1 protein-coding gene is annotated in these 786 nt (G+C 81.6%); it reads right to left on the bottom strand.

The features are described from left to right. Positions 1 to 42: 42 nt before the first annotated feature. Positions 43 to 783 carry an MBL fold metallo-hydrolase gene (locus G6556_RS18980; RefSeq protein ID WP_166944732.1) on the bottom strand — a complete coding sequence of 247 codons (741 nt, stop codon included), beginning with the start codon at positions 781 to 783 and terminating at the stop codon, positions 43 to 45. Between the last annotated feature and the right edge of the window lie 3 nt (positions 784 to 786).

The following is a 786-nucleotide window of genomic DNA, read 5'->3' as shown; positions in this document are numbered from 1 at the left end:
GCCCGCCGGGCCCTGGCCGCGCCGGCCCCACCGGCGGGCGCCTCACCAGCCCCGTGCGCGCCACGCGGCGAGGTGCGGGCGCTCGGCCCCGAGCGTGGTGTCCCGGCCGTGCCCCGGGTACACCCAGGTGTCGTCGCGGAACCGCCCGAACACCCGCTCCTCGAGGTCCGCCATGAGCGAGGCGAAGGCGGCGGCGTCGGCGGTGCGTCCCGGCCCGCCGGGGAACAGCGAGTCGCCGGTGAGCAGGTGCACCCGCCCCGGGACGGCCCCGGGGGCGTGCGCGTCGTCGGGCTCCCGGTAGGCGAGCGCGACCGCGCCCGGGGTGTGCCCGCGCAGGGCGACGACCTCGAGCCGCAGCGCCCCCACCTCCAGGACGTCACCGTGCGCCAGGGGACGCGGTGCGGCGGTGCCGGCGGCCTCGGCCACCGCGGCGGCGTCCGCGGCCCCGGCGGCGTGCGGCGCCCCGGTGGCGTCGAGCACGGCGGCGAGGGCCCCGAGGTGGTCGCGGTGCCGGTGGGTGGTCACGACGAGCGCCAGGGGACCGTCCGGCACGCCGTCCGCCGCCGCGGGGTCGGCCCCGCCGCGCACCAGGTCCAGCAGCCGCTCCGGCTCCGCGGCCGCGTCGACCAGCAGCCGCGCGCCGGTGCGCCGGCACGCGAGCACGTACGCCGCGTTGTCCATCGGCCCCACCGAGAGCGTGCGCAGCACGACGTCGTCGAGCACGCGCACGGCCGGCGCCCCGCCGGGCCGGACGTCGCCGGTGTACCCCCCGCCCGCGGTCATGCC

Source organism: Cellulomonas sp. IC4_254 (assembly GCF_011603975.1).
GTDB lineage: Bacteria > Actinomycetota > Actinomycetes > Actinomycetales > Cellulomonadaceae > Cellulomonas.
The sequence above is the reverse complement of the archived record's forward strand: the minus strand, read 5'-3'. Positions and strand labels throughout refer to the sequence as shown.